General features: G+C 61.1%; 25 protein-coding genes and 1 pseudogene. 18 read left to right on the top strand and 8 right to left on the bottom strand.

Translation table 11 applies throughout. The annotated features are described in order from the left end of the window. Positions 1 to 20 precede the first annotated feature (20 nt). A complete protein-coding gene (locus AB5Y71_RS04985; RefSeq protein WP_005341918.1) occupies positions 21 to 1,421 on the top strand; it encodes an L-cystine transporter in 1,401 nt (466 codons plus the stop codon). 98 nt (positions 1,422 to 1,519) lie between these two features. Continuing rightward, entirely contained in the window at positions 1,520 to 2,848 is a 1,329-nt protein-coding gene (locus AB5Y71_RS04980) for a CoA-disulfide reductase (RefSeq protein ID WP_368171125.1), read from the top strand. 135 nt (positions 2,849 to 2,983) lie between these two features. On the opposite strand, the gene AB5Y71_RS04975 is transcribed toward AB5Y71_RS04980, so the two are convergent. Further along, on the bottom strand, positions 2,984 to 3,739 hold the full coding sequence (locus tag AB5Y71_RS04975; RefSeq protein ID WP_019446583.1) for an outer membrane protein assembly factor BamD: 756 nt from the start codon (positions 3,737 to 3,739) through the stop codon (positions 2,984 to 2,986). Positions 3,740 to 3,856: 117 nt separating this feature from the next. Between AB5Y71_RS04975 and rluD the strand changes: the two genes are divergently transcribed. The 3 genes from rluD (at position 3,857) to clpB (ending at position 8,463) form a co-directional block, all read left to right on the top strand. Next, on the top strand, positions 3,857 to 4,837 hold the full coding sequence (rluD, locus tag AB5Y71_RS04970; protein WP_005339771.1) for a 23S rRNA pseudouridine(1911/1915/1917) synthase RluD: 981 nt from the start codon (positions 3,857 to 3,859) through the stop codon (positions 4,835 to 4,837). Positions 4,838 to 4,949: 112 nt separating this feature from the next. After that, positions 4,950 to 5,687 carry a peptidoglycan editing factor PgeF gene (pgeF, locus tag AB5Y71_RS04965; protein ID WP_368171124.1) on the top strand — a complete coding sequence of 246 codons (738 nt, stop codon included), beginning with the start codon at positions 4,950 to 4,952 and terminating at the stop codon, positions 5,685 to 5,687. A 202-nt stretch (positions 5,688 to 5,889) separates the two neighbouring features. Next, on the top strand, positions 5,890 to 8,463 hold the full coding sequence (gene clpB / locus AB5Y71_RS04960; RefSeq protein ID WP_368171123.1) for an ATP-dependent chaperone ClpB: 2,574 nt from the start codon (positions 5,890 to 5,892) through the stop codon (positions 8,461 to 8,463). Positions 8,464 to 8,762: 299 nt separating this feature from the next. Here the strand turns inward: clpB and asnA are convergent, their stop codons facing one another. After that, entirely contained in the window at positions 8,763 to 9,755 is a 993-nt protein-coding gene (gene asnA / locus AB5Y71_RS04955) for an aspartate--ammonia ligase (RefSeq protein ID WP_368171122.1), read from the bottom strand. A 154-nt stretch (positions 9,756 to 9,909) separates the two neighbouring features. Between asnA and asnC the strand changes: the two genes are divergently transcribed. Then, positions 9,910 to 10,371 (top strand): transcriptional regulator AsnC, encoded by a 462-nt coding sequence (gene asnC, locus AB5Y71_RS04950; protein WP_033135290.1) that lies wholly within the window; start codon positions 9,910 to 9,912, stop codon positions 10,369 to 10,371. A gap of 62 nt (positions 10,372 to 10,433) precedes the next feature. On the opposite strand, the gene AB5Y71_RS04945 is transcribed toward asnC, so the two are convergent. Continuing rightward, a complete protein-coding gene (locus AB5Y71_RS04945) occupies positions 10,434 to 11,198 on the bottom strand; it encodes a substrate-binding periplasmic protein (protein WP_368171121.1) in 765 nt (254 codons plus the stop codon). A gap of 87 nt (positions 11,199 to 11,285) precedes the next feature. On the opposite strand from AB5Y71_RS04945, the pseudogene AB5Y71_RS04940 reads away from it, so the two are divergent. Continuing rightward, positions 11,286 to 11,824: pseudogene (locus AB5Y71_RS04940) on the top strand (DUF2301 domain-containing membrane protein). Here AB5Y71_RS04940 and AB5Y71_RS04935 read toward each other — a convergent pair. After that, positions 11,821 to 12,225, bottom strand: coding sequence for a CBS domain-containing protein (locus AB5Y71_RS04935; protein WP_129504900.1), 405 nt, complete (start codon positions 12,223 to 12,225; stop codon positions 11,821 to 11,823). The pseudogene AB5Y71_RS04940 and the gene AB5Y71_RS04935 overlap by 4 nt on opposite strands. A gap of 161 nt (positions 12,226 to 12,386) precedes the next feature. On the opposite strand from AB5Y71_RS04935, the gene AB5Y71_RS04930 reads away from it, so the two are divergent. Beyond that, positions 12,387 to 13,091: an SDR family oxidoreductase gene (locus tag AB5Y71_RS04930; RefSeq protein WP_368171120.1), complete on the top strand. Its 705-nt coding sequence runs from the start codon at positions 12,387 to 12,389 to the stop codon at positions 13,089 to 13,091. Here the strand turns inward: AB5Y71_RS04930 and AB5Y71_RS04925 are convergent. Next, positions 13,017 to 13,592, bottom strand: a complete 576-nt coding sequence (locus AB5Y71_RS04925) for a 2-amino-4-hydroxy-6-hydroxymethyldihydropteridine diphosphokinase (RefSeq protein ID WP_368171119.1) — start codon at positions 13,590 to 13,592, stop codon at positions 13,017 to 13,019. The two genes, AB5Y71_RS04930 and AB5Y71_RS04925, sit on opposite strands and share 75 nt — an antisense overlap. Before the next feature lie 124 nt (positions 13,593 to 13,716). Here AB5Y71_RS04925 and AB5Y71_RS04920 point away from each other — a divergent pair, with 124 nt between their 5' ends. The 4 genes from AB5Y71_RS04920 (at position 13,717) to AB5Y71_RS04905 (ending at position 17,114) form a co-directional block, all read left to right on the top strand. After that, on the top strand, positions 13,717 to 13,809 hold the full coding sequence (locus AB5Y71_RS04920) for a YnhF family membrane protein (RefSeq protein ID WP_005339800.1): 93 nt from the start codon (positions 13,717 to 13,719) through the stop codon (positions 13,807 to 13,809). Positions 13,810 to 13,912: 103 nt separating this feature from the next. Next, the gene (locus tag AB5Y71_RS04915) at positions 13,913 to 15,313 is read left to right on the top strand and encodes a HAMP domain-containing sensor histidine kinase (protein WP_042657344.1); all 1,401 of its coding nucleotides are present in this window, start codon (positions 13,913 to 13,915) and stop codon (positions 15,311 to 15,313) included. Between the two features lie 5 nt (positions 15,314 to 15,318). After that, positions 15,319 to 15,837, top strand: coding sequence for a hypothetical protein (locus AB5Y71_RS04910; RefSeq protein ID WP_368171118.1), 519 nt, complete (start codon positions 15,319 to 15,321; stop codon positions 15,835 to 15,837). Next, a complete protein-coding gene (locus tag AB5Y71_RS04905; protein WP_005339807.1) occupies positions 15,834 to 17,114 on the top strand; it encodes a sigma 54-interacting transcriptional regulator in 1,281 nt (426 codons plus the stop codon). The genes AB5Y71_RS04910 and AB5Y71_RS04905 overlap by 4 nt, the downstream gene beginning before the upstream one ends. Before the next feature lies 1 nt (position 17,115). On the opposite strand, the gene AB5Y71_RS04900 is transcribed toward AB5Y71_RS04905, so the two are convergent. Beyond that, the gene (locus AB5Y71_RS04900) at positions 17,116 to 17,598 is read right to left on the bottom strand and encodes a DUF1097 domain-containing protein (protein ID WP_201990928.1); all 483 of its coding nucleotides are present in this window, start codon (positions 17,596 to 17,598) and stop codon (positions 17,116 to 17,118) included. A gap of 369 nt (positions 17,599 to 17,967) precedes the next feature. On the opposite strand from AB5Y71_RS04900, the gene msrP reads away from it, so the two are divergent. Continuing rightward, a complete protein-coding gene (gene msrP / locus AB5Y71_RS04895) occupies positions 17,968 to 18,969 on the top strand; it encodes a protein-methionine-sulfoxide reductase catalytic subunit MsrP (protein ID WP_201990929.1) in 1,002 nt (333 codons plus the stop codon). Beyond that, positions 18,960 to 19,586, top strand: a complete 627-nt coding sequence (msrQ, locus tag AB5Y71_RS04890; protein ID WP_201998504.1) for a protein-methionine-sulfoxide reductase heme-binding subunit MsrQ — start codon at positions 18,960 to 18,962, stop codon at positions 19,584 to 19,586. The genes msrP and msrQ overlap by 10 nt, the downstream gene beginning before the upstream one ends. Here the strand turns inward: msrQ and AB5Y71_RS04885 are convergent. Continuing rightward, positions 19,583 to 19,831 (bottom strand): PepSY domain-containing protein, encoded by a 249-nt coding sequence (locus tag AB5Y71_RS04885; RefSeq protein ID WP_013724184.1) that lies wholly within the window; start codon positions 19,829 to 19,831, stop codon positions 19,583 to 19,585. The two genes, msrQ and AB5Y71_RS04885, sit on opposite strands and share 4 nt — an antisense overlap. A gap of 63 nt (positions 19,832 to 19,894) precedes the next feature. Here AB5Y71_RS04885 and AB5Y71_RS04880 point away from each other — a divergent pair, with 63 nt between their 5' ends. Genes AB5Y71_RS04880 through AB5Y71_RS04865 form a run of 4 tightly spaced genes read left to right on the top strand, consistent with a single transcriptional unit; the run spans position 19,895 to position 22,760 of the window. Further along, complete coding sequence (locus tag AB5Y71_RS04880; protein ID WP_201998507.1) at positions 19,895 to 20,233, top strand: PepSY domain-containing protein; 339 nt, start codon at positions 19,895 to 19,897, stop codon at positions 20,231 to 20,233. 21 nt (positions 20,234 to 20,254) lie between these two features. Beyond that, on the top strand, positions 20,255 to 20,911 hold the full coding sequence (locus AB5Y71_RS04875) for a response regulator transcription factor (RefSeq protein ID WP_005339826.1): 657 nt from the start codon (positions 20,255 to 20,257) through the stop codon (positions 20,909 to 20,911). Then, positions 20,908 to 22,257: a sensor histidine kinase gene (locus tag AB5Y71_RS04870; protein WP_179902746.1), complete on the top strand. Its 1,350-nt coding sequence runs from the start codon at positions 20,908 to 20,910 to the stop codon at positions 22,255 to 22,257. Before AB5Y71_RS04875 ends, AB5Y71_RS04870 begins: the two co-directional genes overlap by 4 nt. A gap of 41 nt (positions 22,258 to 22,298) precedes the next feature. Continuing rightward, complete coding sequence (locus AB5Y71_RS04865; protein WP_368171117.1) at positions 22,299 to 22,760, top strand: hypothetical protein; 462 nt, start codon at positions 22,299 to 22,301, stop codon at positions 22,758 to 22,760. Positions 22,761 to 22,842: 82 nt separating this feature from the next. On the opposite strand, the gene torA is transcribed toward AB5Y71_RS04865, so the two are convergent. Continuing rightward, on the bottom strand, positions 22,843 to 25,323 hold the full coding sequence (gene torA, locus AB5Y71_RS04860) for a trimethylamine-N-oxide reductase TorA (protein ID WP_368171116.1): 2,481 nt from the start codon (positions 25,321 to 25,323) through the stop codon (positions 22,843 to 22,845). Positions 25,324 to 25,337: the final 14 nt, after the last annotated feature.

Here is a 25,337-nt window from a genome sequence, read left to right as displayed (position 1 = left end):
GCTTTTTGGGGAGTCACACCATGACATTTAGCGTTATCGGCAATCTGGCCATCGCCGCCATCTTGCTGTTCTTTCTCTACCGGTTACAGGAAAAACATGTGAGCTTCACCCGCCGGGTATTTGCCGGTCTGGGGCTCGGTATTCTGTTCGGCGCCGCGTTGCAACTGCTTTACGGTGCAGGTTCGCCGGTCATTGTTCAGACCATCGACTATCTGGATATCGTGGGTAGCGGCTATGTGAAGCTGCTGCAGATGATTATCATCCCGCTGATCATGGTCTCCATCATCAGCGCTATCTTGAAGCTCAATGGCGGCACTGCGCTGGGCAAGATCAGCGCCATGACCATAGGCGTGTTGATCTTCACCACCGCCATCGCCGCCGGGGCGGGTATCCTGATGTCCAACCTGTTTGGCCTGACCGCTGAAGGACTCACCTCCGGTGCCGCCGAGAGCGCCCGTGGCGCCGCGCTGCAGACCACCCTCGGTAGCGTCGAGAGCATGTCGTTCGCCAAGATGATGCTGGAGTTCATTCCCGCCAACCCCTTCCTCGACATGACCGGGGCGCGCAAGACCTCCACCATCGCCGTGGTGATCTTCTCCATCTTCATCGGCCTCTCCGCTACCGGCATCGCCCGCAAGAAGCCGGAGATCTTCGCCAGCTTCAGCCACTTCGTGGCCGTGGCTCATGCCATCGTGATGCGGATGGTGACTCTGGTGCTGCGCCTGACCCCGTTTGGCGTGCTGGCGCTGATGACCAAGGTGGTCTCCGGCTCCAACTATGCTGACATCCTCAACCTGCTCAGCTTTGTAATGGCCTCTTACGGTGCCATCGCCATCATGTTTGTCGTGCACCTGCTGCTGGTGAGCATGGTCGGTATCAACCCGCTGCGCTTCCTCAAGAAGATCACTCCGGTGCTGGCGTTTGCCTTCACCTCGCGCACCAGTGCGGGCTCCATCCCGATGAACGTGCAAACCCAGACCAAGTCGCTGGGTATTCCTGAGGGGATCGCCAACTTCGCCGCCTCCTTCGGTTCCACCATCGGCCAGAACGGCTGTGCCGGTATCTATCCGGCCATGCTGGCCGTGATGATTGCCCCGACCGTCGGGGTCAACCCGATGGATCCCGGCTTTATCATGACCCTGATCGCCATCATTACCGTCAGCTCCTTCGGGGTGGCCGGGATTGGCGGTGGCGCCACTTTTGCCGCGCTGATCGTGCTCTCCGCGCTGGACTTCCCGGTGGCGCTGGCCGGTCTGCTCATCTCCATCGAGCCGCTGATCGACATGGGCCGTACCGCGCTCAACGTCTCCGGCTCCATCACCGCAGGGACGGTCACCAGCCGCCTGATGGGCGAGACCGACATGCATGTGTTCAACAGCGATCACGAAGTGAGTCTGGACGGCGAAGAGTCCACCGTCTGATTTGCTGTCGGTTGATCTGCCCGTGGAAAGGGGTGACTCTTTCCCGTCATAGACCGCAGGGAGGGCATGCCCTCCCTGCGCCATTGAGAGGAAAAACTATGAGAATTCTGATCATCGGTGGTGAAGCCGCCGGTATGAGCGCGGCGGCCAAGGCACGCCGTCTGGCCATCGATGCCGACATCGTGGTGTATGAGGCCTCCGAGGTGATCTCTTTCGGTGCCTGCGGCCTGCCTTACTTCGTCGGTGACGAGTTTCAGGAGCCCGGCTACATGGCCGAGTTCACTCCCGAGCAGTTCGCCGCCAAGGGGATCGAGGTCAAGATTGGCCATCGGGTATTAAGCGTTGACGCCACTGCCCAGACCTTGCAGGTGGAGCACAACGGCGACACCTTTACCGATCGCTACGATCGCCTGATGATCGCCACCGGCGCCCGCGAAGTGATGCCCCCCATCCCCGGTTTGCAGCAACAAGGGGTATTCGGTCTGCGCCGGATGGCCGACGGGCTGGCGCTGAAGGCGGCGGTGCAAGACAAGAACAATCGCCGCGCCGTGGTGATTGGCTCCGGCTTTATTGGGCTGGAGGTGGTCGAGGCGCTGGTCCATCAGGGCAAAGAGGTGCGTCTCATCGAGCTGGCGGAGCGGGTCATCCCCGACGCGTTTGATGGCGAGATCACCCAGCACATTGAAACCGAACTGCGCGAGCAGGGGGTCTCTCTCCATCTGGGTGAGCGAGTTGAAGCACTGCTGGGGGATGGTCGGGTGACCGGCGTGCGAACCAGCCATGGCGAGCACGAGGCCGATATCGTGGTGGTCTGCACCGGGGTCAAGCCCAACACCGAGTTTCTGGCCGACACCGGCATCAAGCGGCTCGGCAACGGCGCAATCAAGGTGGATCGTCAGGGGCGCAGCTCGCTCGCCAACGTCTGGTCAGCCGGTGACTGTGCCAGCGTCTGGCACAGCGTGAAGCAGCAGCAGGTCTATGTGCCGCTCGCCACCATCGCCAACAAGCTGGGGCGCATGGTGGGTGAGAACCTGGCGGGGGCCGAGCAGGAGTTCCCGGGCACCCTCGGCTCTGCCGCGCTCAAGGTGTTGGGGCTGGAGGCGGGCCGTACCGGTCTTTCCGAGCAGGAAGCCAAGGCGATGGGCATCGACTATCGCACTGTGGTGATCAAGGACAAGTGCCATACCAACTACTGCCCGGGCCAGTCCGACATTCACGTCAAGCTGGTCTATGAGGCGGGCAGCAAGCGGCTGCTGGGCGGCCAGATCCTCGGTCGCAAGGGGGCGGTCCACCGCATCGACGCGCTGGCGGTGGCCATCACCATGGGAGTGACCACCGATCAGCTCGGCATGCTGGATTTTGCCTACGCGCCGCCCTTCTCCCGCACCTGGGATGCCCTGAACGTGGCGGGTAACGTCGCGAAGTAAGCGTTGCGATGACTGCGTCGTTACGCAGATTCTGCTCTGCAGAGCAATCTGCGGGTAATAGCTGAGGGTAAATTGCAGCGATAAAAAAACCGATGCCTTGGCATCGGTTTTTTGTTACCGGTTTATCCGTATCACTCAGCCACGGCCGAGGCGGTTCTCCGGGTAGTTCTTGGCCAGCACTTCGCGGGCATGCTTGGCCAGCTGAGGCATCTTCAGGGCGTCGTAAGACTCGACCATGATCTCCAGTGCCTTCTCGGTTTCGGCTGTGTCGGGGTAGGTTTCGACAATCAGCTTGGCCCGGTTGGCGGCCGCGACCAGTGCATCACGCTTCACGTAATACTCGGCCACGCTCAGGTCATATCGGGCCAGACGATTCTTCAGGCCAATCATGCGCGCACGGGCATCGGCGGCATAGACGCTGTTGGGGTAGTTTTGCAGCAGAGTCTTGAAGTCCTGGAATGCCTGACGGGCATAAGCCGGGTCTTTGTCGTCCCGATCGATACCGAACAGGCTCTGGAAGAAGTTGTAATCCGCCGCCATGTTGGTCAGGCCGCGCATATAGAAGACGTAATCGATATTTTTATGCGCCGGATTGAGGCGGATAAAACGGTCGATATTGGCGATCGCCTGAGCGGTATCATCCTGCTTGTAGTAGGCATAGATGAGGTCAAGCTGCACCTGGTTGGAGTAGGCGCCGAACGGGTAGCGAGAGTCCAAAGCCTCCAGCAATTCAGTGGCTTGCACGTAATTGCCAACGTCCAGTTTGAGGCGTGCTTTCTGGTACAGGGTCTCCGGCGGTTCGTCGGGTACCTTGGGTTTGGTGCTGGAACAGCCTGTGATCAAGGTAGCGACCAAGGCGAGCGACATCAGCAGGTGAGACTTCTTTCCCATCAACAACATCCGGTCCATTTCCACGAAATTGGCAAAGTATCCGTTATGCTTGGCTAAAAGAAAAGCTAGAATACCCGGATTATTTCGAATTGATACCCCCCGCTCAAGAGACCATACATGAGCCAGCATATTGAACTGACAGGCGAATTCCAGGATCACCAATTCGGGCAGCGACTCGACCAGGCCCTGGCCGAATTGTTTCCAGACTACTCCCGCACCCGCATCAAGGAGTGGATTTTACAGGACAGAGTGACCCTGGACGGTCAGGTTGCCAACACCCCGCGCGAGAAGATTCTGGCCGGGCAGCAGGTGCATGTGAATGTCGAGCTGGAAGATGATACCCGCTGGGATGCCCAGGATATCGAGCTCAACATTGTTTATGAAGATGAACACATTCTGGTGATCGACAAACCGGCCGGTCTGGTGGTTCACCCGGGCGCAGGTACGCCGGATGGCACCATCCTCAACGCCCTGCTGCACCGCTACCCCGGCATTGCCGAGGTACCTCGCGCCGGTATCGTGCACCGTCTGGATAAAGACACCACAGGCTTGATGGTGGTTGCCAAAACCGTACCCGCACAGACCCATCTGGTGGAAGCGCTGCAGGCGCGCCAGATCACCCGTGAGTACGAAGCGATCGCCATCGGTCACATGACCGCAGGTGGCACCGTCGATGCGCCCATCGGCCGTCACCCGACCCAGCGTACCCATATGGCCGTGGTGCCCAATGGTCGTCCTTCCGTGACCCACTACCGGGTTCACGAGAAGTTCCGTGGCCACACCCGTCTGCGTCTGCGTCTTGAGACCGGTCGTACCCACCAGATCCGTGTCCACATGGCGCACATCAAACACCCGCTGGTGGGTGATCCCGCTTACGGTGGCCGTCTGCGCCCGCTGCGCAACGCGACCCCCGAGCTGACCCAGGCACTGCGTAACTTCAACCGTCAAGCGCTGCATGCCACCATGCTGCAACTGGCTCACCCCATCACAGGGGAAGTGATGCAGTGGCATTCAGCTACACCGCAAGACATGGTGGAGCTGATGGAAGTGCTGCGCGCGGATACTCTCGCCAATCCGGATGATTTAGTCTGGAACTGATGCGATAGGGCCTGCTGCGTCGGTTTCTGGCGTCATCCGGCCCGAACAGATGCCAAACGGGGTTCCCTTGCAGGAGCCCCGTTTTTATATCGGTGAATTGAAGGAGTCACAGATGAAATGGATCGAACCCGACTGGCCAGCCCCGGCGTGTGTCAGGGCGTTGTCGACCACCCGGGATGGCGGCGTCAGTGAAGGGGTCTTTGCTGGCCTTAATCTGGGGGCCCATGTGGGTGACGAACCGGTGCGAGTCGAGGCCAATCGTGCTTGCTTGCAGCAGGCGGCCGCCATCCCGGGGCCCCTCAACTGGCTCAATCAGGTGCACGGCACCGTGGTTCATCAGGTCAGCAGCCATTATCAGCAAGCACCGGATGCCGATGCCGCCTGCACCCATGAGGCGGATCAGGCCTGCATCGTGATGACTGCTGACTGTCTGCCGGTGCTGTTCTGCGATCGGGCCGGTACCGTGGTGGCCGCCGCTCACGCGGGCTGGCGTGGCCTGAAAGAGGGCGTGCTGGAGGCGAGCATCGCCGCCATGGGGTGTGAGCCGGGCGAGGTCCTGGCCTGGCTGGGCCCGGCCATCGGCCCCACTGCATTTGAAGTGGGTGGCGAGGTGCGCGAGGCCTTTATGGCGGAGCAGGCTGAAGCAGAAGCGGCGTTCGTCCCTTCGTCCAACGACAGCAAATGGTTGGCAGATATCTACCAGCTGGCGCGGTTGCGCCTCGCCCGTGCCGGCGTTACCGCCGTCTATGGCGGCGAATGCTGCACCTTCAGCGATAGCGAGCAGTTTTACTCCTATCGCCGCGACGGCCAGACCGGCCGCATGGCCTCCCTCATCTGGTTGGCCCGCTAAGTAATCACCCGCCAACTAATATCCCGTCTCTCTCAAGAACAGATCCGTATGAGAGAGGCGGTGATCCTGTTCTTGTCCCGTCTTGCAGAAAAAATAACCAGCCCATGCCCTTGAAATAGCCCGTACGGGCCTCATCTTTCATCTCAGAAAGTTAAGTTGTTTGCCGCGCAAGCGGCGTCTGCCTGTTTGAAGGGGGAGTGCAATGCGCCTCGATCGCCTTACCAGCAAATTCCAGATTGCTATTTCCGATGCCCAGTCTCTTGCGCTGGGTCGTGACCACCAATTCATCGAACCCGTTCACCTGATGACCGCACTGGTCAATCAGGATGGCGGCTCCATCCGTCCGTTGCTCACCCTGACCGGGATGGATATCAATGCCCTGCGCTCCCGCCTCGGTGAGGAGCTGGATCGCCTGCCGCGCGTCAGCGGCGTAGAAGGGGACGTGCAGCTCTCCAGCGGCCTCGGCCGCCTGCTCAACGTCTGCGACAAACTGGCCCAGCAGCGCAAGGATCAGTTCATCTCCTCCGAACTGTTCGTGCTGGCGGCCCTCGACGAGAAGGGGACGCTGGGCGAGCTGCTGCGTGCCCAGGGGCTGACCAAAGAGAAACTCGAAGCGGCCATCGACAAGGTGCGTGGCGGCAAGAAGGTGGAGGATGCCAACGCCGAGGAGAACCGTCAGGCGCTGGAGAAGTACACCATCGATCTGACCGAGCGGGCCGAACTCGGCAAGCTCGATCCGGTGATCGGCCGGGATGACGAGATCCGCCGCACCATTCAGGTGCTGCAACGCCGCACCAAGAACAACCCCGTGCTGATCGGAGCCCCCGGTGTCGGTAAAACCGCCATCGTCGAGGGACTGGCTCAGCGCATCATCAACGGCGAAGTGCCGGAAGGGCTCAAAAACAAGCGGGTGCTGTCGCTGGACATGGGGGCGCTGGTGGCCGGTGCCAAGTATCGCGGCGAGTTTGAGGAGCGGCTCAAGGCCGTGCTGACCGATCTCGCCAAGGAGGAGGGCAATGTCATCCTCTTTATCGACGAGTTGCACACCATGGTTGGCGCTGGCAAGGGCGAAGGGGCCATGGACGCGGGCAATATGCTGAAACCTGCGCTGGCCCGCGGCGACCTGCACTGCGTCGGCGCCACCACCCTGGATGAGTACCGTCAGTACATCGAAAAAGATGCCGCGTTGGAGCGTCGCTTCCAGAAGGTGCTGGTGGAAGAGCCGAGCGTGGACGACACCATCGCCATCCTGCGTGGCTTGAAAGAGCGTTACGAGCTGCACCACCATGTGCAGATCACCGATCCTGCCATCGTGGCGGCGGCCCAGTTGTCGCACCGCTACATTGCGGATCGTCAGCTGCCGGACAAGGCCATCGACCTTATCGACGAGGCGGCGGCCAGCATCCGGCTACAGATCGACTCCAAGCCGGAGGCGCTCGATCGCCTCGAGCGGCGCATCATCCAGCTCAAGCTGGAGCAGCAGGCGCTGATGAAGGAGGACGACGACGCCAGCCGCAAGCGTCTGGAGCTGATCAATCAGGAGATTGGCGAAAAAGATCGGGAATACAACGAGCTGGACGAAGTGTGGAAGGCCGAGAAGGCTGCCCTCGCCGGCACCCAGCATATCAAGGCTGCACTGGAGCAGGCCCGTCAGGATCTCGATGTGGCGCGCCGCGCAGGCGACTTGGGTCGGATGTCCGAGCTGCAATATGGCCGCATTCCGGAGCTGGAGAAACAGCTGGATCTCGCCACTCAGGCGGAGATGCAGGAGACCAGTCTGCTACGCAACCGCGTCACCGATGTGGAGATTGCAGACGTCTTGGCCCGCTGGACCGGTATTCCGGTCGCCCGCATGCTGGAAGGGGAGCGCGACAAGCTGTTGCGGATGGAAGATCAGTTGCACAGCCGGGTGATTGGTCAGGAGGAGGCGGTCGATGCGGTCTCCAACGCCATTCGTCGCTCCCGTGCCGGTCTCTCCGATCCGAATCGCCCCATCGGCTCCTTCCTGTTCCTGGGGCCCACCGGGGTGGGCAAGACCGAGCTGTGCAAGGCGCTGGCGGAGTTCCTGTTCGATACCCAGGATGCCATGGTGCGGATCGATATGTCCGAGTTCATGGAGAAACACAGCGTGGCCCGTCTGGTGGGGGCGCCTCCCGGATACGTGGGTTATGAAGAGGGTGGTTATCTGACCGAGGCTGTGCGCCGTCGTCCCTACTCGGTGATCCTGCTGGACGAGGTGGAGAAGGCGCATCCGGATGTGTTCAACATCCTGTTGCAGGTGCTTGATGATGGCCGCCTGACTGATGGTCAGGGTCGGACCGTCGATTTCCGCAACTCGGTGGTGATCATGACCTCCAACCTCGGGTCGGATCTGATTCAGGAGCACCACTCCGAGAAGGATTACGACGAGATGAAGGCCATGCTGATGGATGTGCTGACCCGCAGTTTCCGGCCGGAGTTTATCAACCGGATCGACGAGACAGTGGTGTTCCACCCCCTCGGCGAGGAGCACATCAAGTCCATCGCCCGGATCCAGCTCAAGAGCCTGATGGGCCGTCTCGAGGCTCAGGGTTACGAGGTGGAGGTGAGCGAAGCGCTGCTCGAGAAGCTGGTGCATGCCGGGTTCGACCCCGTCTACGGGGCGCGACCCCTCAAGCGGGCAATCCAGCAGAAGGTGGAGAACCCGCTGGCGCAGGCCCTTCTCTCCGGTCGCATCGTTCCGGGCAAAAAACTGCTGCTGGGGGCCGACAGCAATGGCCTGACCATGACCCAGTAACCGATTCTGTATCGATGTTTGCAACGCCAGCCCTCGGGCTGGCGTTGTCATATCTGGTGGCGGGGATTCGGGCGCAAAAAAACGGCAATCCGAAGATTGCCGGGAGGAATGTAGTGACGCGACCTGACGTGGGTTGAGCGGGTCGCAGGGGCAAGCCCCGGTTTCGCCGTGGGCCATCAGGGATGACCACGCGACTTACAGCATGTCCGGACTGCGCTCGTTCAGTCCGCACCGCCACACACCTTCAGGGCTGACCCGCGAGCCACTGCGCGCAGGCCAGACCGATGAAATCAACGCGTTTACAGCATGCCCGGGATGGCGGCTTTCATCTCGGCTGGCCACACACCGACCTGCACCTGACCGATGTGCTCTTTTTGCAGCAGCAACATGGCCAGACGGGATTGGCCGATGCCGCCGCCGATGGTCTGCGGCATCCGTGCTGCCAGCAGATCCTGATGCCAGTCGTACTGCAGGCGATCCTCGTCGCCTGTGATAGCCAGCTGGCGGCGCAGCGCCTCGGCATCTACCCGGATCCCCATGGAGGAGATCTCGAAGCTGTCTTGCAGCACCGGGTTCCACACCAGAATGTCACCGTTCAGACCCGCCAGACCCAGCTCGCTGTGGCTGCTCCAGTCGTCGTAATCCGGGGCGCGGACATCGTGGCGCTCGCCGTGGGAGAGGGCACCGCCGATGCCGATCATGAACACGGCCCCCAGCTCTTTGGCGATGGCCCGCTCGCGCCCCTTGGCATCGAGATCCGGGTAGCGGGCCAGCAGCTCTTCACTGTGCAGGAACTGGATCTCCGCCGGCAGGAAGGGGGTCAGTTCATGCTCGGCACAGACTGCGCGCTCGGTGGCCTTGATGGCGGCCCAGATGCCGCGCACGGTTTCCTGCAGATAGGCCAGATCGCGGCGCTCGCTCGGCATCACCTTCTCCCAGTCCCATTGATCCACGTAGACCGAGTGGATAGGGGTGAGCTTGTCTTCATCCGGACGCAGTGCCTTCATGTGGGTGTAGATCCCTTCGCCCGGGCCGAAACCGAAGCGACCCAGGGTCTGGCGCTTCCATTTGGCCAGTGAATGGACCACTTCGTAGTTGTGATCCGGCAGGGTTTTTACTTTGACCTGCACTGCATTCTCGTGGCCAGAGAGGTTGTCCTGAGTACCATCACCGACCCGGCTCAGAATGGGGGCTTGCACCTCCATCAGACCCAGTTGCTGGGCGAGTTGGCGGGAGAACATCTCTTTGACGAAGCTGATCTGCTGTTGGCTGCGAATGTAGTGCTGTTTCATGCTGAATTCCTGTTTCAAACCCCGTTGGATGTGGTGATTCTTCAACGGAATGCCAGCTAAATTCAATATTCGATAATAGAAATAGGTTTTGTGTGTTTTTTTCTTCAAAATAAGCCGTTGTTTAATGAGGTATCGTCAATGGGAGTGCAAAAAAATGCCGGAAAATTACCGGATCGATAATCTCGATCAGGCCATCCTCACCGCTCTGATGGAGAATGCGCGGATCCCGTACGCCGAACTTGCGAAACAATTGGCTGTCAGCCCGGGCACCATTCATGTGCGGGTGGAGAAGATGAAGCAGGCGGGGATCATCGAGGGGACGCGGGTACAGGTGAATGCGAAGAAGCTGGGCTATGACGTCTGCTGCTTTATCGGGATCAATCTGAAGAGCGCCAAGGACTATCCCTCGGCACTGGCCAAGCTGCAGGCGCTGGACGAGGTGGTGGAGGCTTACTACACCACCGGCCACTACAGCATCTTCATGAAGGTGATGACCCGCTCCATCGACGAGCTGCAGATAGTGCTGATCAACAAGATCCAGACCATCGACGAGATCCAGTCCACTGAAACCCTGATCTCGCTGCAAAACCCAATCCTGCGGGATGTGAAGCCTTGAGGTGGGTTGTATAAGGGGTAGGGTGTAGAGATCCATCTCCCGTGCGAAACCCTGACCCCTGATCAGGGTTCGATATAGGGGATGGCGTACTTGTCGTAGAGGGCCTTGAGGCTGCCGTTTCGCTTCATGCGCAGCAGTTCGGCATCGTAGGCGGCCATCAGTGCGGGGGTCTGTGCATCCGCTCGTGCGCGGGCCCAGGTGTTGAAGTAGGGGCTGCTCTTGAGCGGTTTGGGCAGGTAATCGATCTTTCCCGTCAGCCCCTCCTCCTTGATCTGGGTGAAGGCGGTGACCAGCGGCATGGGCACGGTATCGATGCGTCCGGCCAGCAGTTTGCGCAGTTGCAGCTGGTTCATGGTGATCTCCTGAAACTGATAGGCCGGGTCGGTCATGGCCGCTGCCAGTTCAGGGGTATAGGAGAAATCCTTGGTCACGCCGATGCGCCAGGGTTTGAGATCGGCCAGCGTTTCGTAGCGGATCTTGATCAGGTCCGCCTTGCGCACGAAGAAGTGCCAGCTGTGGCGAAGATGGGCCTGTTGGGGATAGATGAGATAACTCTCCCGCTCTGCCTTGTAGGAGTGGGTCATCACCACATCGCAGGCGCCGGTTTCGGCATTGCGGGTGAGGCGGGCACCGGAGTCGGCCAGCTCGATCCGAAAGGGCGTCTCCAGCTTGTCGAAGATGGCGGTGACGATGTCTATATCGAGTCCGCGGGGTTTCTGATCGGCATCGAGAAACTTGAGCGGGGGCTCCATGGTGCCGCAGATCACCAGCTCTTTGGCGGGCAATCCGAGTGGAAACAGCAACCAAAACAGGGGGATCACACGCAAACTACGTCTCCTGAGCCCGTTTGAAGATATTCCAAGACCTGATTCCAGTATATTGGATGGCACCTGATCCGTTAGAAGCGACTGTTTATGGCAAATCCTGAAATCGAGAGCCCGCTGGACGGGATCGACAAGTTGACTGTCTCGCTCTACCGCCTTGGCTTGAGTGCGGCAGCCTTGTTGCTGCTTTTTACCGCGGTGCGGCGCTGCTGAGCGGGATGGCACTGCTCCCGTCGGCACAATGGTTGATGTCGCTGGCAGTGGCAAGCGCAATCTGCGGCTTCTCGCTGCATATCTACGACAAGCGGATTCGCCTGATTCTGCAGGGATTTGGGTGGGGCGCACTGGCCCTGGCAACGGTGGGGGCACCGGATGCGCTGGTGCTGGGGGCGGCGTTGGCGACCCTCTCCGGGCTGGCGTTCAAGGAGCAGTTTTGCTTCGCCATTCCCGGCATCAAGCTGGTGCCCGTATTGCTGCCGGCGTTATGGCTGCTGGAGTGGTTGCGGGTGGAGTGGGCCGCCGCACTGGTGGCGCTGGTCTGCGGCGCCCTGTTGACCTTGCTGGCGCTGGCCAAGTGGCGAATGCCCCTGCACTTCGATATCGGTGACAAGGGGCGTTACCAGATCTAGGTCTGCTGGCACACCTTCATCTGCTGGTTGAGGGCCTGCATCACCTGACGGCGGCTGATGATGCCGATCACCTTGCCCTGTTGCAGCACCGGGTAGATCTTGGGCTTGGCATCGGCCATCTGGCGAGCCAGCTCCAGAATGCTCTCATCCGGCCCGACCGAGAGGGGCGAGCGGTTCATCAAATCCTCCACCCGGGTACGGGTATCGCAGTGGTAGCTGCCGGTGAGCAGGCTGGGAATGCAATCTTGTTCGGAAAGAAAGCCGATCAGCCGTTTCTGCTCATCCAGTACCGGCAGGCCGCCAAGACCCGATTGATGCAGGCGATCCAGCGCTTCTGCCAGGCCGAGTCCAGCAGTGAGGGAGTGGGTCAGGCGACCCATGTGGTGGTGTACTTTCAGCATGGTGGTGACTCCGCAAGAGGGGATGCCGCCACTATGACGCGGGCGAGTGGCCCGTGACCAATGGCTTGTGCCGCAGGGATTGATAGGCACAAGCCATCGGCGGTGATCCGCTGGCAGGCGGGCTTCGTTCATGCAAGACCATGAAAGGGAAAGGAGATCGTATGCGTGCATTGGTTACGGGCTGCGGCCGTCGACTCGGATTTTATCTCTGTGAACAGCTGATGGCAGCGGGCTGGCAGGTGACGGGCAGCTATCGCAGCGAGCGGCTGGAGCTGGCCACGTTGGCTGCATTGGGGGTCGAACTGGTGCAGGCGGATTTTGGTCGGGAAGAGGACGTTGGCAAGCTGATCGATGTGCTGGCGACCCATCAGGATCTGACGCTGGTGATCCACAACGCCTCGGCCTTCGAGCCGCAGGCAACTGATCCGGCGGCGCAACTGGCCCAGTTCGAGCAGTTCTACCGGGTACACATGGCGGCCCCCTTCCAGCTAAACCGGGCGCTGGCCCCCCAGCTTGCCAGCAATCCCAACGCCAGCATCATTCACATCACCGATATCTATATCCATGCCCCGGCCCCCCGTTTTGCCAGCTATGTGGCGACCAAGGCGGGAGCCCATTCGCTGGCCATGAGCTTTGCCCGGGAGCTGGCGCCCACGGTGCGGGTCAACACCATAGAGCCGGGCCCCATTCTGTTTCTCGACGAGCATGACGAGGCATGGCGCCAGCAGGTGTTGGCGAAAACACCGCTGGCGCGGGAGGGGGGGCTTGAGCCCATCTGGCAGGCGGTGCAGTTACTGATGGGGAACAGTTATATGACGGGTGCCAGCATCAAGGTAGATGGCGGGCGTGCGCTGGCCACCCTCTGATAGGTTGCCGAGCACCAGCGGCCCCAGCCCGACCTGCCGAGTCAGCAAGCCCTTGCCGGGTTTGAGCTTGCCCGACGGGGCAGGGAGCGTCACTTGCAGCGCCACCTTGGGGTCATGCACCTCGCCATGGCCATAGAGCTCGGCCTGCAGCTCCGCCAGATAGGAATCGACCTCTGCCGAGGCAAAGTCACCGCTCCTGTTGCTGGCCAGAATATCGATGTCGAGCGGCCGATCGTGCACCTTGCAGAGTGGATCGCTGCGATCCCGGCCGTGAGCTACCTCAAGGGAGACAAAGTACTGCTTGAGGCTGGCGGCATCGAGCGGGCTCTCCACCACCAGCAGGCAGTTGAGAAAGTCGTGGCAGGAGTGCATTCCCACCGGCTTGGTGCGGATCACCGAACTCAGCCGCAGGGGGCCGACGTTCGCAAGCAGCTCGGCCAGCGCGCGGCTGACATGGATATGCGGGTCAATATTGGAACCAATGCTACACAGATAGAACATGCTCACCTTCCCGGGGTTGGGCTCATCTGAAATGTATACGCAGCTCACGGTTATCGGATTAACTATGGCTTAACATTGTCTTATCTATTGTGATCCGGCACTGATTGGCAGAAAGGAGGTTTGCATGAGTGTGGAGCTGAAATGGGCGCTGTTGACCGCCTCGGGCGCGCTGGCGATGATCATGATTATCTGTCTGGCCTCTGTCGCGTTGGCGTGAATCACCACAATCCAGATAATACAAACCGGCCTGTTGGCCGGTTTTGTTTTTTGGGGCGGTGCGGCTATGCTGGCGCACCGGTGAGAATGCAAGAGAAGAGATGATGACCAAGGTTCGCCCACGCTCCCTGCTGCAGGTGGTATTGATGGGATTTGTGCTGGTATTGATGCCGCTGGGCGGCATGATCTGGCACAACAGCACCTCCCTTGCCCACCTCAGTCAGCTCACCAGCGACGAGATGGAGCGGGCGGTCAAAGATACCCGCCGCGCCACCTTGCTGACGGCGCAAGCCATCGATATCGAACGCACCTTGCGCCGCTTCGCGGTGTTGGGGGATCGCCGCAGTCTCACCAGCTACCAGCAGCAACTCGACGGGTATCGGGTGTTGCTGGCGGAACATCGCAACTCCATCACCGACGGCCAGCTCTACAGCGGGCTCGATCAGGGGCTGGCCTGGCTCGACAGCCTGCAGGATGCCGCGTTGGCCCGGGCGGCGGTAGCGGGGGACAAGCTCGAGCAGTTCAACGATGCCAACAAGCAGCTCGAAATAGTCACCCGCAGCCGGGTTGACGAACACATGGATCGGGTGCAGCTCACCATCGCCGGACTGACCAGCGAGCTCTGGTGGGTGAGCGGAGCGGTGGCGGCGCTCAGCCTGCTGATGGTCTTTATCTTCACCTACCTCATCATCCACCCGGTACGACAGATTGAGTCGCGCATCTTGAGTCTGGGTGCCGGGGTCGAACCCGATCCCAAGCCGGTTGACGGTCCTGCCGAACTGGTATTGCTGGGGGAGCGGATCGTCTGGCTGCACGACAAACTCAAGGAGCTGGAGCTGCAGAAATACCAGTTCCTGCGCCATGTTTCCCACGAGCTCAAGACCCCGCTGGCGGTGCTGCGGGAGGGGACGGATCTGCTCTGCGAGCAGCTGGTCGGGCCTTTGACGCCGGATCAGCTGGAGATCTGCCAGATGCTCGACGAGAACAGTCGGCGTTTGCAGACCCTGATCGAGCGGCTGCTCGACTTCAACCGGCTCAGTCAGCAGGAGGCCTTCGAACTGGAGCCCGTCCCCCTGCTGCCGATGTTGTCGGAACTTTCTGCCGAGTACCGGCTGGCATTGGAGTCCAAGCAGATCCGTGTACACTTGCCGACCGTGCCGGTTACCCTGTGGGCGGAGCCCTACCGGCTACGACTGATCCTCGATAACCTCTTCTCCAACGCCGTCAGTTACGGCGCCAGCGGGGGCAATATCTGGATCAGGGCAGGGCAGAATGAACAGATAAGCTGGCTGGAAGTGGCCAACGAGGGGCCCAAGATCCCCGTGGCCGATCAGCAACGTATTTTTGAACCCTTCGAGCAGGGCAGCACTGTGCGGCAAGGTCTCTTGAAAGGCTCGGGCATGGGCCTCTCCATCGCCCGCGAGTCTGCCAACAGCCTGGGGGGGGAACTGGTTCTGGTAGAGGATGAACAGGCGGATGTCTGTTTCAGGTTGACGTTGAAATGAGGACTATGAAGATACAACGCGTATTTCCAGCTCTGATGGCAGGGCTGCTCGCGGGTTGCTCCTTGCTGCCGCAACAGGCACAGCGGGAGTCCTCCGATATCGCTTTTGCCAAGCGGATGGAGTTTGCCAACAAAGAGATGCAGGTGCGTCTGCAATACTCCGACTGGCTGCTGGCCAGTCACCCCCAGCAACGGGTGCAGGAGCGTCAGCGTCTGAAAGGGACCGACGATCTGGAGAGCCGGGTCAGTCTGGCGATGGTGGACTCCCACCCCGCCGAGTCGGTGGCCAATCGCACCGCCGGTCTGGCGCGCCTGAAGCAGATGCTGCCCGAGCTGGGTCTCGATGCGCAGGCCTTTTTGCGCAGCTGGATCGCCCTTGGCGAGCAGCTGCTGGCCCGCGACAGCCGTCGCGATGACCAGAGTCAGGAGATCCAGCGGCTGCGCCGCCAGATCGAGCAGCTGACCGCCATCGACGACCAGCTCAACCAGCGCAAGCTGAACGAGAATCGTGAGGTAATACCATGAGCCGGATCCTGTTGGTGGATGACGACGTCAGCCTGCTCAAACTGATGAGCATGCGGCTGCGCAGTCAGGGTTATGAAGTGGATACCGCCGACAGTGCGGAAGGGGCCCTCGACCGGTTGCGTCAGCAACGGGCCGATCTGGTGCTGAGCGATCTGCGGATGGCCGGTATGGACGGTCTGGCGCTGTTCGAGCGGATCCAGGCCCAGTGGCTGGGTTTGCCGGTGATCATCATGACCGCCCACGGCACCATACCGGACGCCATTCAGGCGACCCGCTCCGGGGTCTTCAGCTTTCTGACCAAACCCATCAACAAGGATGAGCTGTTCGCCACCATCGAACATGCGCTGAGTTTGACCCGGCCGAAACAGCAGCAGGAGTGGCAGTCGCTGATCCTGACCCGCAATCCCCAGCTGGAACAGCTGCTGATCCAGGCCCATAGCATTGCGACCATGGAGGTGCCGGTGCTGATCATGGGGCCGTCAGGCTCCGGCAAGGGGGCGATGGCGCAGGCGCTGCATCAGGCCAGCCAGCGGCGCGACAAGCCGCTCCATACCATCAACTGTGCCGCCATTCCGTGGGCGTCACTCGACTTGCAGCTGTTTGGTGAAGATGGCCAGTCAGGGCTGTTCGAGCAGGCCAAGGGGGCGACCCTGTTTCTCGACGAGATTGGCAGCCTCTCCGAATCCCTGCAGGCCAAGCTGCTGCAGGTGATGGAGGAGTATGGTCAGGGCACGCCGGAGGTGAGGGTGCTCAGCTCCAGCCATCAGGATCTGGTCAAGGCGATGGAGGAGGGGCGCTTTCGGGAAGATCTCTTCTACCGTCTCAACGTCGCCAATATCACCTTGCCGTCTCTCAGTGCCCGCAGCGAGGATATCCCCCTGCTGGCCCGTCAGGCGCTCGACGATTACCGTAGCCGCCACAGCGACTGCGCCGCCATGGGTTTTTCGCCCGAGTCGCTGGCGATGCTGGCGGCCGCTGCCTGGCCTGGCAACGTGCGCCAGCTCTGCAACGTGGTGGAGCAGCTCGCCAGCCTCTGTTGCAGCCCGGTGATCGGGGTCTCCATGGTGGAGTCCGCCCTGAGCGGCGGTGGCGGCGGCATCCCCTCGTTCAACGAGGCGCGGGCCGAATTCGAGAAGGAGTATCTGATCCGTTTGCTGCGCACCACCGAGGGCAATGTGACCCTGGCGGCCAACATGGCGGGCAGAAACCGTACCGATTTTTACAAGTTATTGAATCGGCACGGTATCGAAGCTGCAAACTTCAAATCGAAGGGATAAATCAGGCGGGATCAACTACCGCCGGAGCGGCGTCAGCTTTCTGGGTTTTATGGGAGAGCCAGAGGCCGCTCGCCTTCATCAGGTAACCGAACAAGGCGCCAATGATGAGGGAGGGCAGGATCAGCCGCCACTCGCCAGCCGCCCCGAAGGTGGCACAGCAACCGGCAAAGGTGCCGGGAATGTAGCCGAGCCACTGCTGCTTGGCCTGTACGCACATCAGGGTGGCGACTACCCCCGTCATCACATAACCCGCCACGCCCGCCCCCCACAGGCTGTCGCCATGGATCAGCAGCAGTGCCCACAGCATGCCGCTGGCGTTGCAGAAGATGGTCTGCAGCAGCGCCTTGTAGCCACCGCTTGACGCGAAATAGCTGGTGCAGCCGAGAAAGCCAACCCAGGAGATAAGGCCGAACGCGACGGCAATCCAGCCCCAGACGGCGGAGAGAATTCCAGTGGTGATGGCGATGGCGATCAGTGGGCTCATGGGGGCGACTCTTCAGTTGGCTTCGCAAAATGGGCAGCCTACCCCCGGCAATCGGGGCGGCAAGCGGGGGCCGAATTGTGTGTGATCTTCATCACTCTTTTCAACTCAGGAATACGCTTGCGCTCGCGAAAAAAATTCATTGGTGACCGGCCTGACAGTCGGCCATAGTTAGAGGCCCTGTCCTGCTCATGGAGTGAGTCTGATGGCGCCAAATGTGATCGTTCCCCTGCTGGTGTTCGTAGTCCTGTTTCTGGTCGGCACCATGGCCAAGGCACTGCCCCTGCACCACATGATGTAAATTTGTGTGAAATAAAAATCTGCCGGGGCGGGTCTTATCCATACTGCCTCACTCAGCCCCGGGAGTTTTTCATGTTGATCAAGCGTCGTACCGCCCACCCCCTCACCGAACAGGATGTCACCCCGGAAGCCGTCTATCAGGATCGCCGCCTTATTCTCAAAGGGCTGGGTCTGGGCGCGGCCACCCTGGCGTTTCCCACTCATGCCGGTGTGCTCGATCTGCTGCGCGGTAAAGAGGATGCTCCCCAGTTAGCCACCAAACCGATCAACAGCAAGCCTGCCGAGCGCCCGGCCAATCTGGTGCTGACACCGGAAGAGAAGGCCACCAGTTACAACAACTTCTATGAGCTGGGCACCGACAAGTCCGACCCGGCTCGCAACGGCCATTACCTCAAGCCCGAACCCTGGACCCTCAAGGTGGAGGGGGAGGTGGCCAAGCCCTTTACCCTTGATGTGTGGGATCTTATCAACAAGAGCGAGCTGGAGGAGCGGATCTACCGGCTGCGCTGTGTCGAAGCCTGGTCCATGGTGCTGCCCTGGAACGGCATCTCGCTGGCGGAGATTATCCGCCGTGCCGAGCCCACCAGTCGTGCCAAGTTTGTCGCCTTCGAAACCCTGTTTGATCCGAAACAGCTGCCGGGGCAGGCCTCCAGTCTGGGGGGCGGCATCGAGTATCCCTATGTGGAGGGGCTGCGTATCGACGAGGCGATGCATCCTCTCTCTTTCCTTGCGATGGGGCTCTATGGCAAGACCCTGCCCGCCCAGAATGGCGCGCCGATCCGCTTGGTGGTGCCGTGGAAGTACGGTTTCAAGAGCATCAAGAGCATCGTCTCGATCCGGCTGGTGGAGGAGATGCCGCCGACCACCTGGAACCTGCTGGCTCCCAACGAATATGGCTTCTACGCCAACGTCAATCCGCAGGTAGATCACCCGCGCTGGAGTCAGGCCAGCGAGCGCTTTATCGGCGAGGGCGGAGTGTTTGGCGCCAAGCGTCAGCCGACCCTGATGTTCAACGGCTATGGTGACGAAGTCGCCTCGCTCTATCAGGGGATGGATCTGCGCCAATGGTACTGAGATTGAAACCGGCCCATATCAGCGGCTTGCGGGTGCTGGTGCATCTGGGCTCCCTCTGCTTCCTGCTCTGGCTGGTTTTTGCCATTCCGGCAGGTCTGCTGGGGGGCGATCCGGTGCCAGAGCTTATCCACTACCTCGGCAAGGGGGCGCTCAACCTGCTGCTGCTCACCCTGCTGGTGTCGCCGCTGGCCAAGCGCTGGCGGCAGGGGCAGCTCATCAAGCTGCGCCGCCCCCTCGGGCTCTGGTGTTTTGCCTGGGCGCTGCTCCACTTCATGGCGTGGCTGGGGCTGGATCTGCAGTTTGACTGGGGTCTGATTGGCGGCGAGCTGGTCAAGCGCAGCTACATAGTGGTGGGGATGGTGGCATTGCTGCTGCTGGCCGCCCTCAGCTTCACTTCGCTGCCCGCATTGCAGCGCCGCATGGGCGCCGCATGGCAGAAGCTGCACAACTGGATCTATGCCATCGCCCTGCTGGTGCCGGTGCATTACTGGTGGTCGCTCAAGAGCGGTTGGGGGGAGCCCCTCATCTACCTGCTGCTGTCCTGCGCCCTGCTCTGGCCGAGGCGGGAGAAGCTGCTGCGCCCCATGCGGGGACGCTGGAATGCAAAAGAGGCCTAATCGGCCTCTTGTTGTTTGATCTCGCCAGTGTAGGCATCGACGATGAGATGCACCTTCTGATCCTGGCGATTGAGGGTTTTGACCTCGAATTTGTCCCCTTCCAGCTCCACTTCCCGAATGTCGTGATACCCTTGCGCCAGCAGGAGTTTGACCAGCCCGGCCATGTCGAGACGGCTCTGGGCCGCCCAGCTTGTGGCACTCAACAGGCAAAGGATCAGCAGGAAACTGCGCGGGATCATATTCATTCCGGATTCATGGCTGGCAGACTATAAACGCCATTATGTTAGGTTTTTGGAGATGAATCATCCATGAATAGAGCGCTCCCTCTGCTTGGGTTATTGCTGCCGTTGCTGGCACAGGCGGTCACGCCTGATGAAGCCCAGCTGCAGCAAGCTGTCCATGAGGGACGGGTTCGGCCCTTCCATGAAATGATGGAGGTGGCGGCCAGATTGCCGGTGCGGGTGTTGCGGGTGGATCTGGGAGAAGAGGATGGTATCTGGCTCTATGAACTGCGAGTCATCGATCGGGAAAACAGCGTGATCAAGGTAGCCTATCGGGCCGACAACCTTGAGCTGGTGTGGGCCAAGGGCCACCATCTGGAGCGGTTGTTCGAACCGCCCAAGCCCCCGATTGAGGATGATGAATAACCCCTGTGTGGAAGCCTGTTCATGCGAATTCTGATTGTTGAAGACGAAAAAATTCTGGCTGGCCAGCTGGCCGAACAGCTGCGCCTCTCCGGCTTTGTCACCGATCTCTGCCACGATGGCAACGAGGCCGGTTTTCTCGGCGAGACCGAACCTTACGATGCCATCATTCTCGACCTCGGCTTGCCTGGGCGCGATGGCCTGAGCGTGCTGAAAGAGTGGCGCAGCAAGGGGATCGATACCCCTGTACTGGTGCTGACCGCCCGTGGCCAGCTGCACGAGAAGATCGAGGGGCTCAACGCCGGTGCCGATGACTACCTCACCAAGCCGTTCCAGGTAGCCGAGCTGGTAGCGCGGGTCCATGCGCTGGTGCGCCGGGCAGCGGGCAACGCCAGCTCAATTCTGGAGATTGGCGGGGTGCGGCTCGACATGGCGGCGTCGCAGGTGTGGTACGAAGGGACCCCCATCAAGCTGACTGCCCACGAGTTCCGGGTGCTGGGTTACCTGATGCAGCATCGGGGCAAGGTGGTGTCGCGCAGCGAGCTGATCGACCACATCTATGCTCAGGATTTTGACCGTGACTCCAATACCGTGGAGGTGTTCATCGGCCGGATCCGCAAGAAAACCAACCCCGATCTGATTGAGACAGTGCGCGGCCTCGGGTACCGGATCAACGAATGAGGCTGGTCAGAACCCTGCGGGGGCGACTGGTCGCTATCGCGCTGGTCTGGTGCGGGCTGTTTCTGTTCGCCACCGGTTTCAGTCTGCAGACCATGATGCGCAACTACTGGCAGGAGGCGGAGGCCGACGGTTTGCGCCTGCAGCTCTATGATCTGCTCTCCCGGCTGGAAGTGGCCAAAACCGGCCTGCCGGTGGTCACCGGCTCCCTCTCCGATCCCCGCTTCAATCAACCCTACTCCGGCTACTACTGGCAGCTGGAGCTGGGCCGCGATGTGGTGGGGCGCTCCCGCTCCCTGTGGGATACCAACCTGAAGAGCGACGGCCTCAAGTCGGCGTTTGGCGATCCCGACCTCTTCGTCGGCAAGGGGCCCAACAAGGAGCCGCTGCTGATCATGACCCGTACCGTGCTGCTGCCCGGTTCGGATCGGGTGTTCACTCTGGTGATGGCCAAGGACAGCAGCGCCCTGACCCAGACCCTCAACAAGACCCGGATCAGCCTGTTCCTCGGTCTCGGCTTTGCCGCCGCCGGTCTGGTGCTCGGCTTCATGTTCCAGATCGTCTACGGCTTGCGGCCGCTGCACCTGCTGCGCCGCGAATTGGGGCGGGTTCACGAGGGTCATCAGGAGGGGTTCCGGCTGCGCTATCCGCTGGAGATCCAGCCGCTGGTGGAGGATATCAACCGGCTGCTGCACCACTACGGCGAGCTGCTTCAGCGGGCGCGCTCCCACACAGGCAATCTGGCCCACGCTCTCAAGACGCCGCTCAGCATCATGCGCAATCAGGTGGCCCAGTTGCCGCCGGAGGATCAGGTTGCCATCGGCGAGCAGCTCGACCAGATCCAGCGCCATATCGATTACCACCTCGGCAAGGCACGGGTGACCGGCGCCGCCAAGATCCTCGGGGTCTCGACCCCGGTGCGGGCGCGGGTGGAGTACATCTGCCGCGCCTTCTCCCGCCTCTATCCGGGCAAGACGGTGGACTTGCAAGTGCCCGCCAATCTGGCGGTCGGGGTGGAGGAGCAGGATTTCGACGAGATGGTGGGCAATTTGCTGGAGAACGCCTTCAAGTGGTCAGCCAGCGAGCTGCGCATCTCCAGCGCCGAGCTGGGGGGCTGGATCACCCTGCGTATCGAGGATGACGGCCCCGGCATGAGCGAGGATCAGATCGCCAAGGCGGTGCTGCGTGGGGTGCGGCTCGACGAGAAGGTGCCGGGTTCCGGTCTCGGTCTCAACATCGTCTCCGATCTGGCGGAAGCCTATCGGGGCAGTTTCATCATGGGCCGCGCCGAACTGGGCGGTCTGGCCGCCTCCCTCTCGTTGCCCAAGGTGGCAAGAGTCGAGAGCTAGGCATAACATATGGCATTTGTTTTAGCCTGAGGAAGAGAAGCATGACCGACGATCCGTGGGCACTGTGTCACCTTGACGATTCGTTTGATGCCTCTGTGCTGGGGGTCAAGGGCGCCCAGATCCAGTGGTTTGAAGACAGGGATGGCCTGATCGCGTTCCTTCTGGAAGATTTTGTCGACTTGCTGGCCGATGTGGGCGAGCTGGACGAGGAGCAGACCGAGCAGGCGCGCGAGCGCTTCACCCTGCTGGTGGAGCAGAGCTTCGACGATCGCACCCTGATGGATGCCATCAACGATCTAGCCTCCGGCCTGCGTCGCATCGCCTGGTTGGGGCCGCTCTCGGAGCTGGCCGAGATCAGCGACGAGTTTGCCTCCGGCCTGCGCCGTTACTTCTGGAGCCAATACGATGGCGATGAAGATGATCCGGACGCCTGGGTGCCGGAAGATCTGTGGCCACAATTGGTTGAGTGCGCGCAGGAGTATATGGAGGAAGGGGAGTTCTAAACCCATCCCCATGCCTGCGCTTTGGCAGACAGATAAAGAAACGGCGCCTTGATGGCGCCGTTTTTATTGGGTGGCAATAGCCTTAGCCGTTGGCCGGTACCGCGTGGGCGGTGTTGGCCAGTACCGGGCCTGTGTACTTCTCGATCTGCAGCTGGGCCATGTGGCCGCAGTTGCCCTGCGCCAGACTGGACGAGCCTTCGTCGAAGGTGAGGCAGTTGACGTTGCCGTTCTTGCAGATGCTGCCCGCTTCGCCCGGCTTGGCTGGGTCGTACCAGGCCCCTTCGCAGATCCGCACCACCCCTTGGCGCACATCCTCGGAGAGCAGGGCGCCCACCAGGATCTGGCCGCGTTCGTTGAAGGCACGCACCAGATCCCCCTGTGCGATACCACGAGCCTTGGCATCCAGCGGATGGATCATGATCGCCTCGCGGTCGGCGATGGCGAACTTGTCCCGCAGCGGAGTGTTGTCGAGCTGGGAGTGCAGCCGCTGGGTCGGGTGGGAGGTGTTGAGCGACAGCGGATAGCGCGCCGCCACCTCGCTCTTCACCCACTCCTTGGGCTCATACCACTTGGGATGGCCGGCACAGTCGGCATAACCCATTCCGGCTACCGTGTTGGAGAAGATCTCGATCTTGCCGGACGGGGTGCCGAGCGGGTTGAGCAGCGGATTCTCGCGAAAATCGGCGTGACGGATCCACTGGCGGTTGGCCTCGGGGATCGGGAAGCGGATGTAGTTGTTGGACTCCCAGAACATATTGAACGGCGGCAGCGCCACGCGTGCACCACGGGCCTGCGCCGCCATGCCGTCGTACATCTGCTTGAGCCACAGCATCTCGTCTTTGCCTTCGGTGTACTGCTCCTGCACTCCCAGCTTGGCGGCGATGGCGCTGAAGATGTCGAAGTCGTTGCGGGACTCGTGCTGGGGGGGCACGCACTGGTGCATCGGGAACACATAGCGCTGGGAGTAGTCGCCACCCATCTCCAGATCGTTGCGCTCGTAGCTGGTGGTGACCGGCAGCACGATATCGGCGTGCTTGGCGGTAGCGGTCCAGTAAGGCTCGTGAACGATCACGGTCTGCGGCTTGCGCCACGCTTGCAGCAGGTTGTTGGTGTCCTGATGGTGGTGGAAGGGGTTGCCGCCCGCCACGTAGACCAGCTTGATGTCCGGATAGGTGACCTTGCGGCCGTTGAAGTCGATGGTCTTGCCCGGATTGGCGAGACAGTCGGCGATGCGGGCCACCGGGATCGGAGCCGGGCTGTTCTTCGGTGCGTTGCCGGCGGAGATACCCGCCAGAATGCCACCCTTGGCGGTGGGGCTGCCACCGGAGGAGTAGTGGTAGCTGAAGCCGAAGCCGCCGCCCGGCAGGCCGATCTGACCCAGCATGGAGGCTAGCGTCACCAGCATCCAGTTTGGCTGTTCGCCGTGCTGCTGACGCTGCATCCCCCAACCGGCCATGATCATGGTGCGCTTGGTGGCCATGTCGAGAGCCAGCTGGCGGATCACCTTGGCGTCGACGCCGCAGACGGTGCTCGCCCATTCGGCGCTCTTCGGTTGGCCGTCATCCTTGCCGAGCAGGTAGTTCAGGAACTTGTCGAAGCCGACGGTATAGCGATCGAGGAAAGCCTGATCGTGCTTCTTCTCACTGTAGAGGGTGTGGGCCACACCCAGCATCATGGCCACGTCGGTGTAGGCGTTCGGCGCAATCCACTCGGCGCCGACCAGCTTGGCGGTCTCGTTGTAGATGGGGTCGATGCTGATGACGCGGGTGCCCTTCTCTTTCAGCGCCATGAAGCCGGCCTGACCTTCGTGATCCGGCATGTTCCAGCTGTTCTTCAGGGTGACCTGGGCGTTGACCCCCCACAGCACCACCAGTTCGGCGTTCTCCACCACGTTGGGCCAGGCGGTCTGCTGCTCGTACACCTCGATGGAGCCCATCACATGGGACATGATCACCTGAGCCGCACCGGTGGAGTAGTCACCGGCATAACCGGTGAAGCCACCGGAGAGGTTCATCAAGCGGTGCAGCAGGGTGCGGCTATTGTGGAACATGCCGACGCTTTTCCAGCCGTAGGAGCCGGCGTGGATTGCCTGCGGGCCAAAGTCACTCTGCACGCGCTGGATTTCACCGGCTACCAGTTCGATCGCCTTGTCCCAGCTCACTCGCACCCACTGGTCGGCACCGCGCAGCTCGGGTTTGGCGCCCGGGCCGTGCTCCAGCCAACTCTTGCGTACCATGGGGTATTTGATGCGGTTCTTGGCGTGCACCTGGAACGGCGCCATGTCGATGAGATCGTTTGGCGCCGGATCATCGGCCACCGGCTGAACGCGCACCATGTGGCCATCTTCGACGATCGCCTCGAAAGCACCCCAGTGGGCGCCGGTCAGAATGCCCTTCTGGGCGGGCACCAGGGTCGGGAACTGACTCAATGCGGTGCTGATGGCTTGCGCCAGCGCACTCTTGGGAAAAATGCCGCCGAGCAGGGGCAGGGCTGCGCAGGCGCCGAGCCCCTTGAGCAGGTTGCGGCGGGACAGATTGGTCTTCTTGTCATTGAAAAAAGTCATAACGGTTATCCTCT

Source organism: Aeromonas sp. R9-2, assembly GCF_040908025.1.
In the GTDB taxonomy this organism is placed as follows: domain Bacteria; phylum Pseudomonadota; class Gammaproteobacteria; order Enterobacterales; family Aeromonadaceae; genus Aeromonas; species Aeromonas veronii.
Note: the sequence above shows the minus strand (reverse complement) of the source record. Positions and strands in the feature narration are given on the sequence as shown.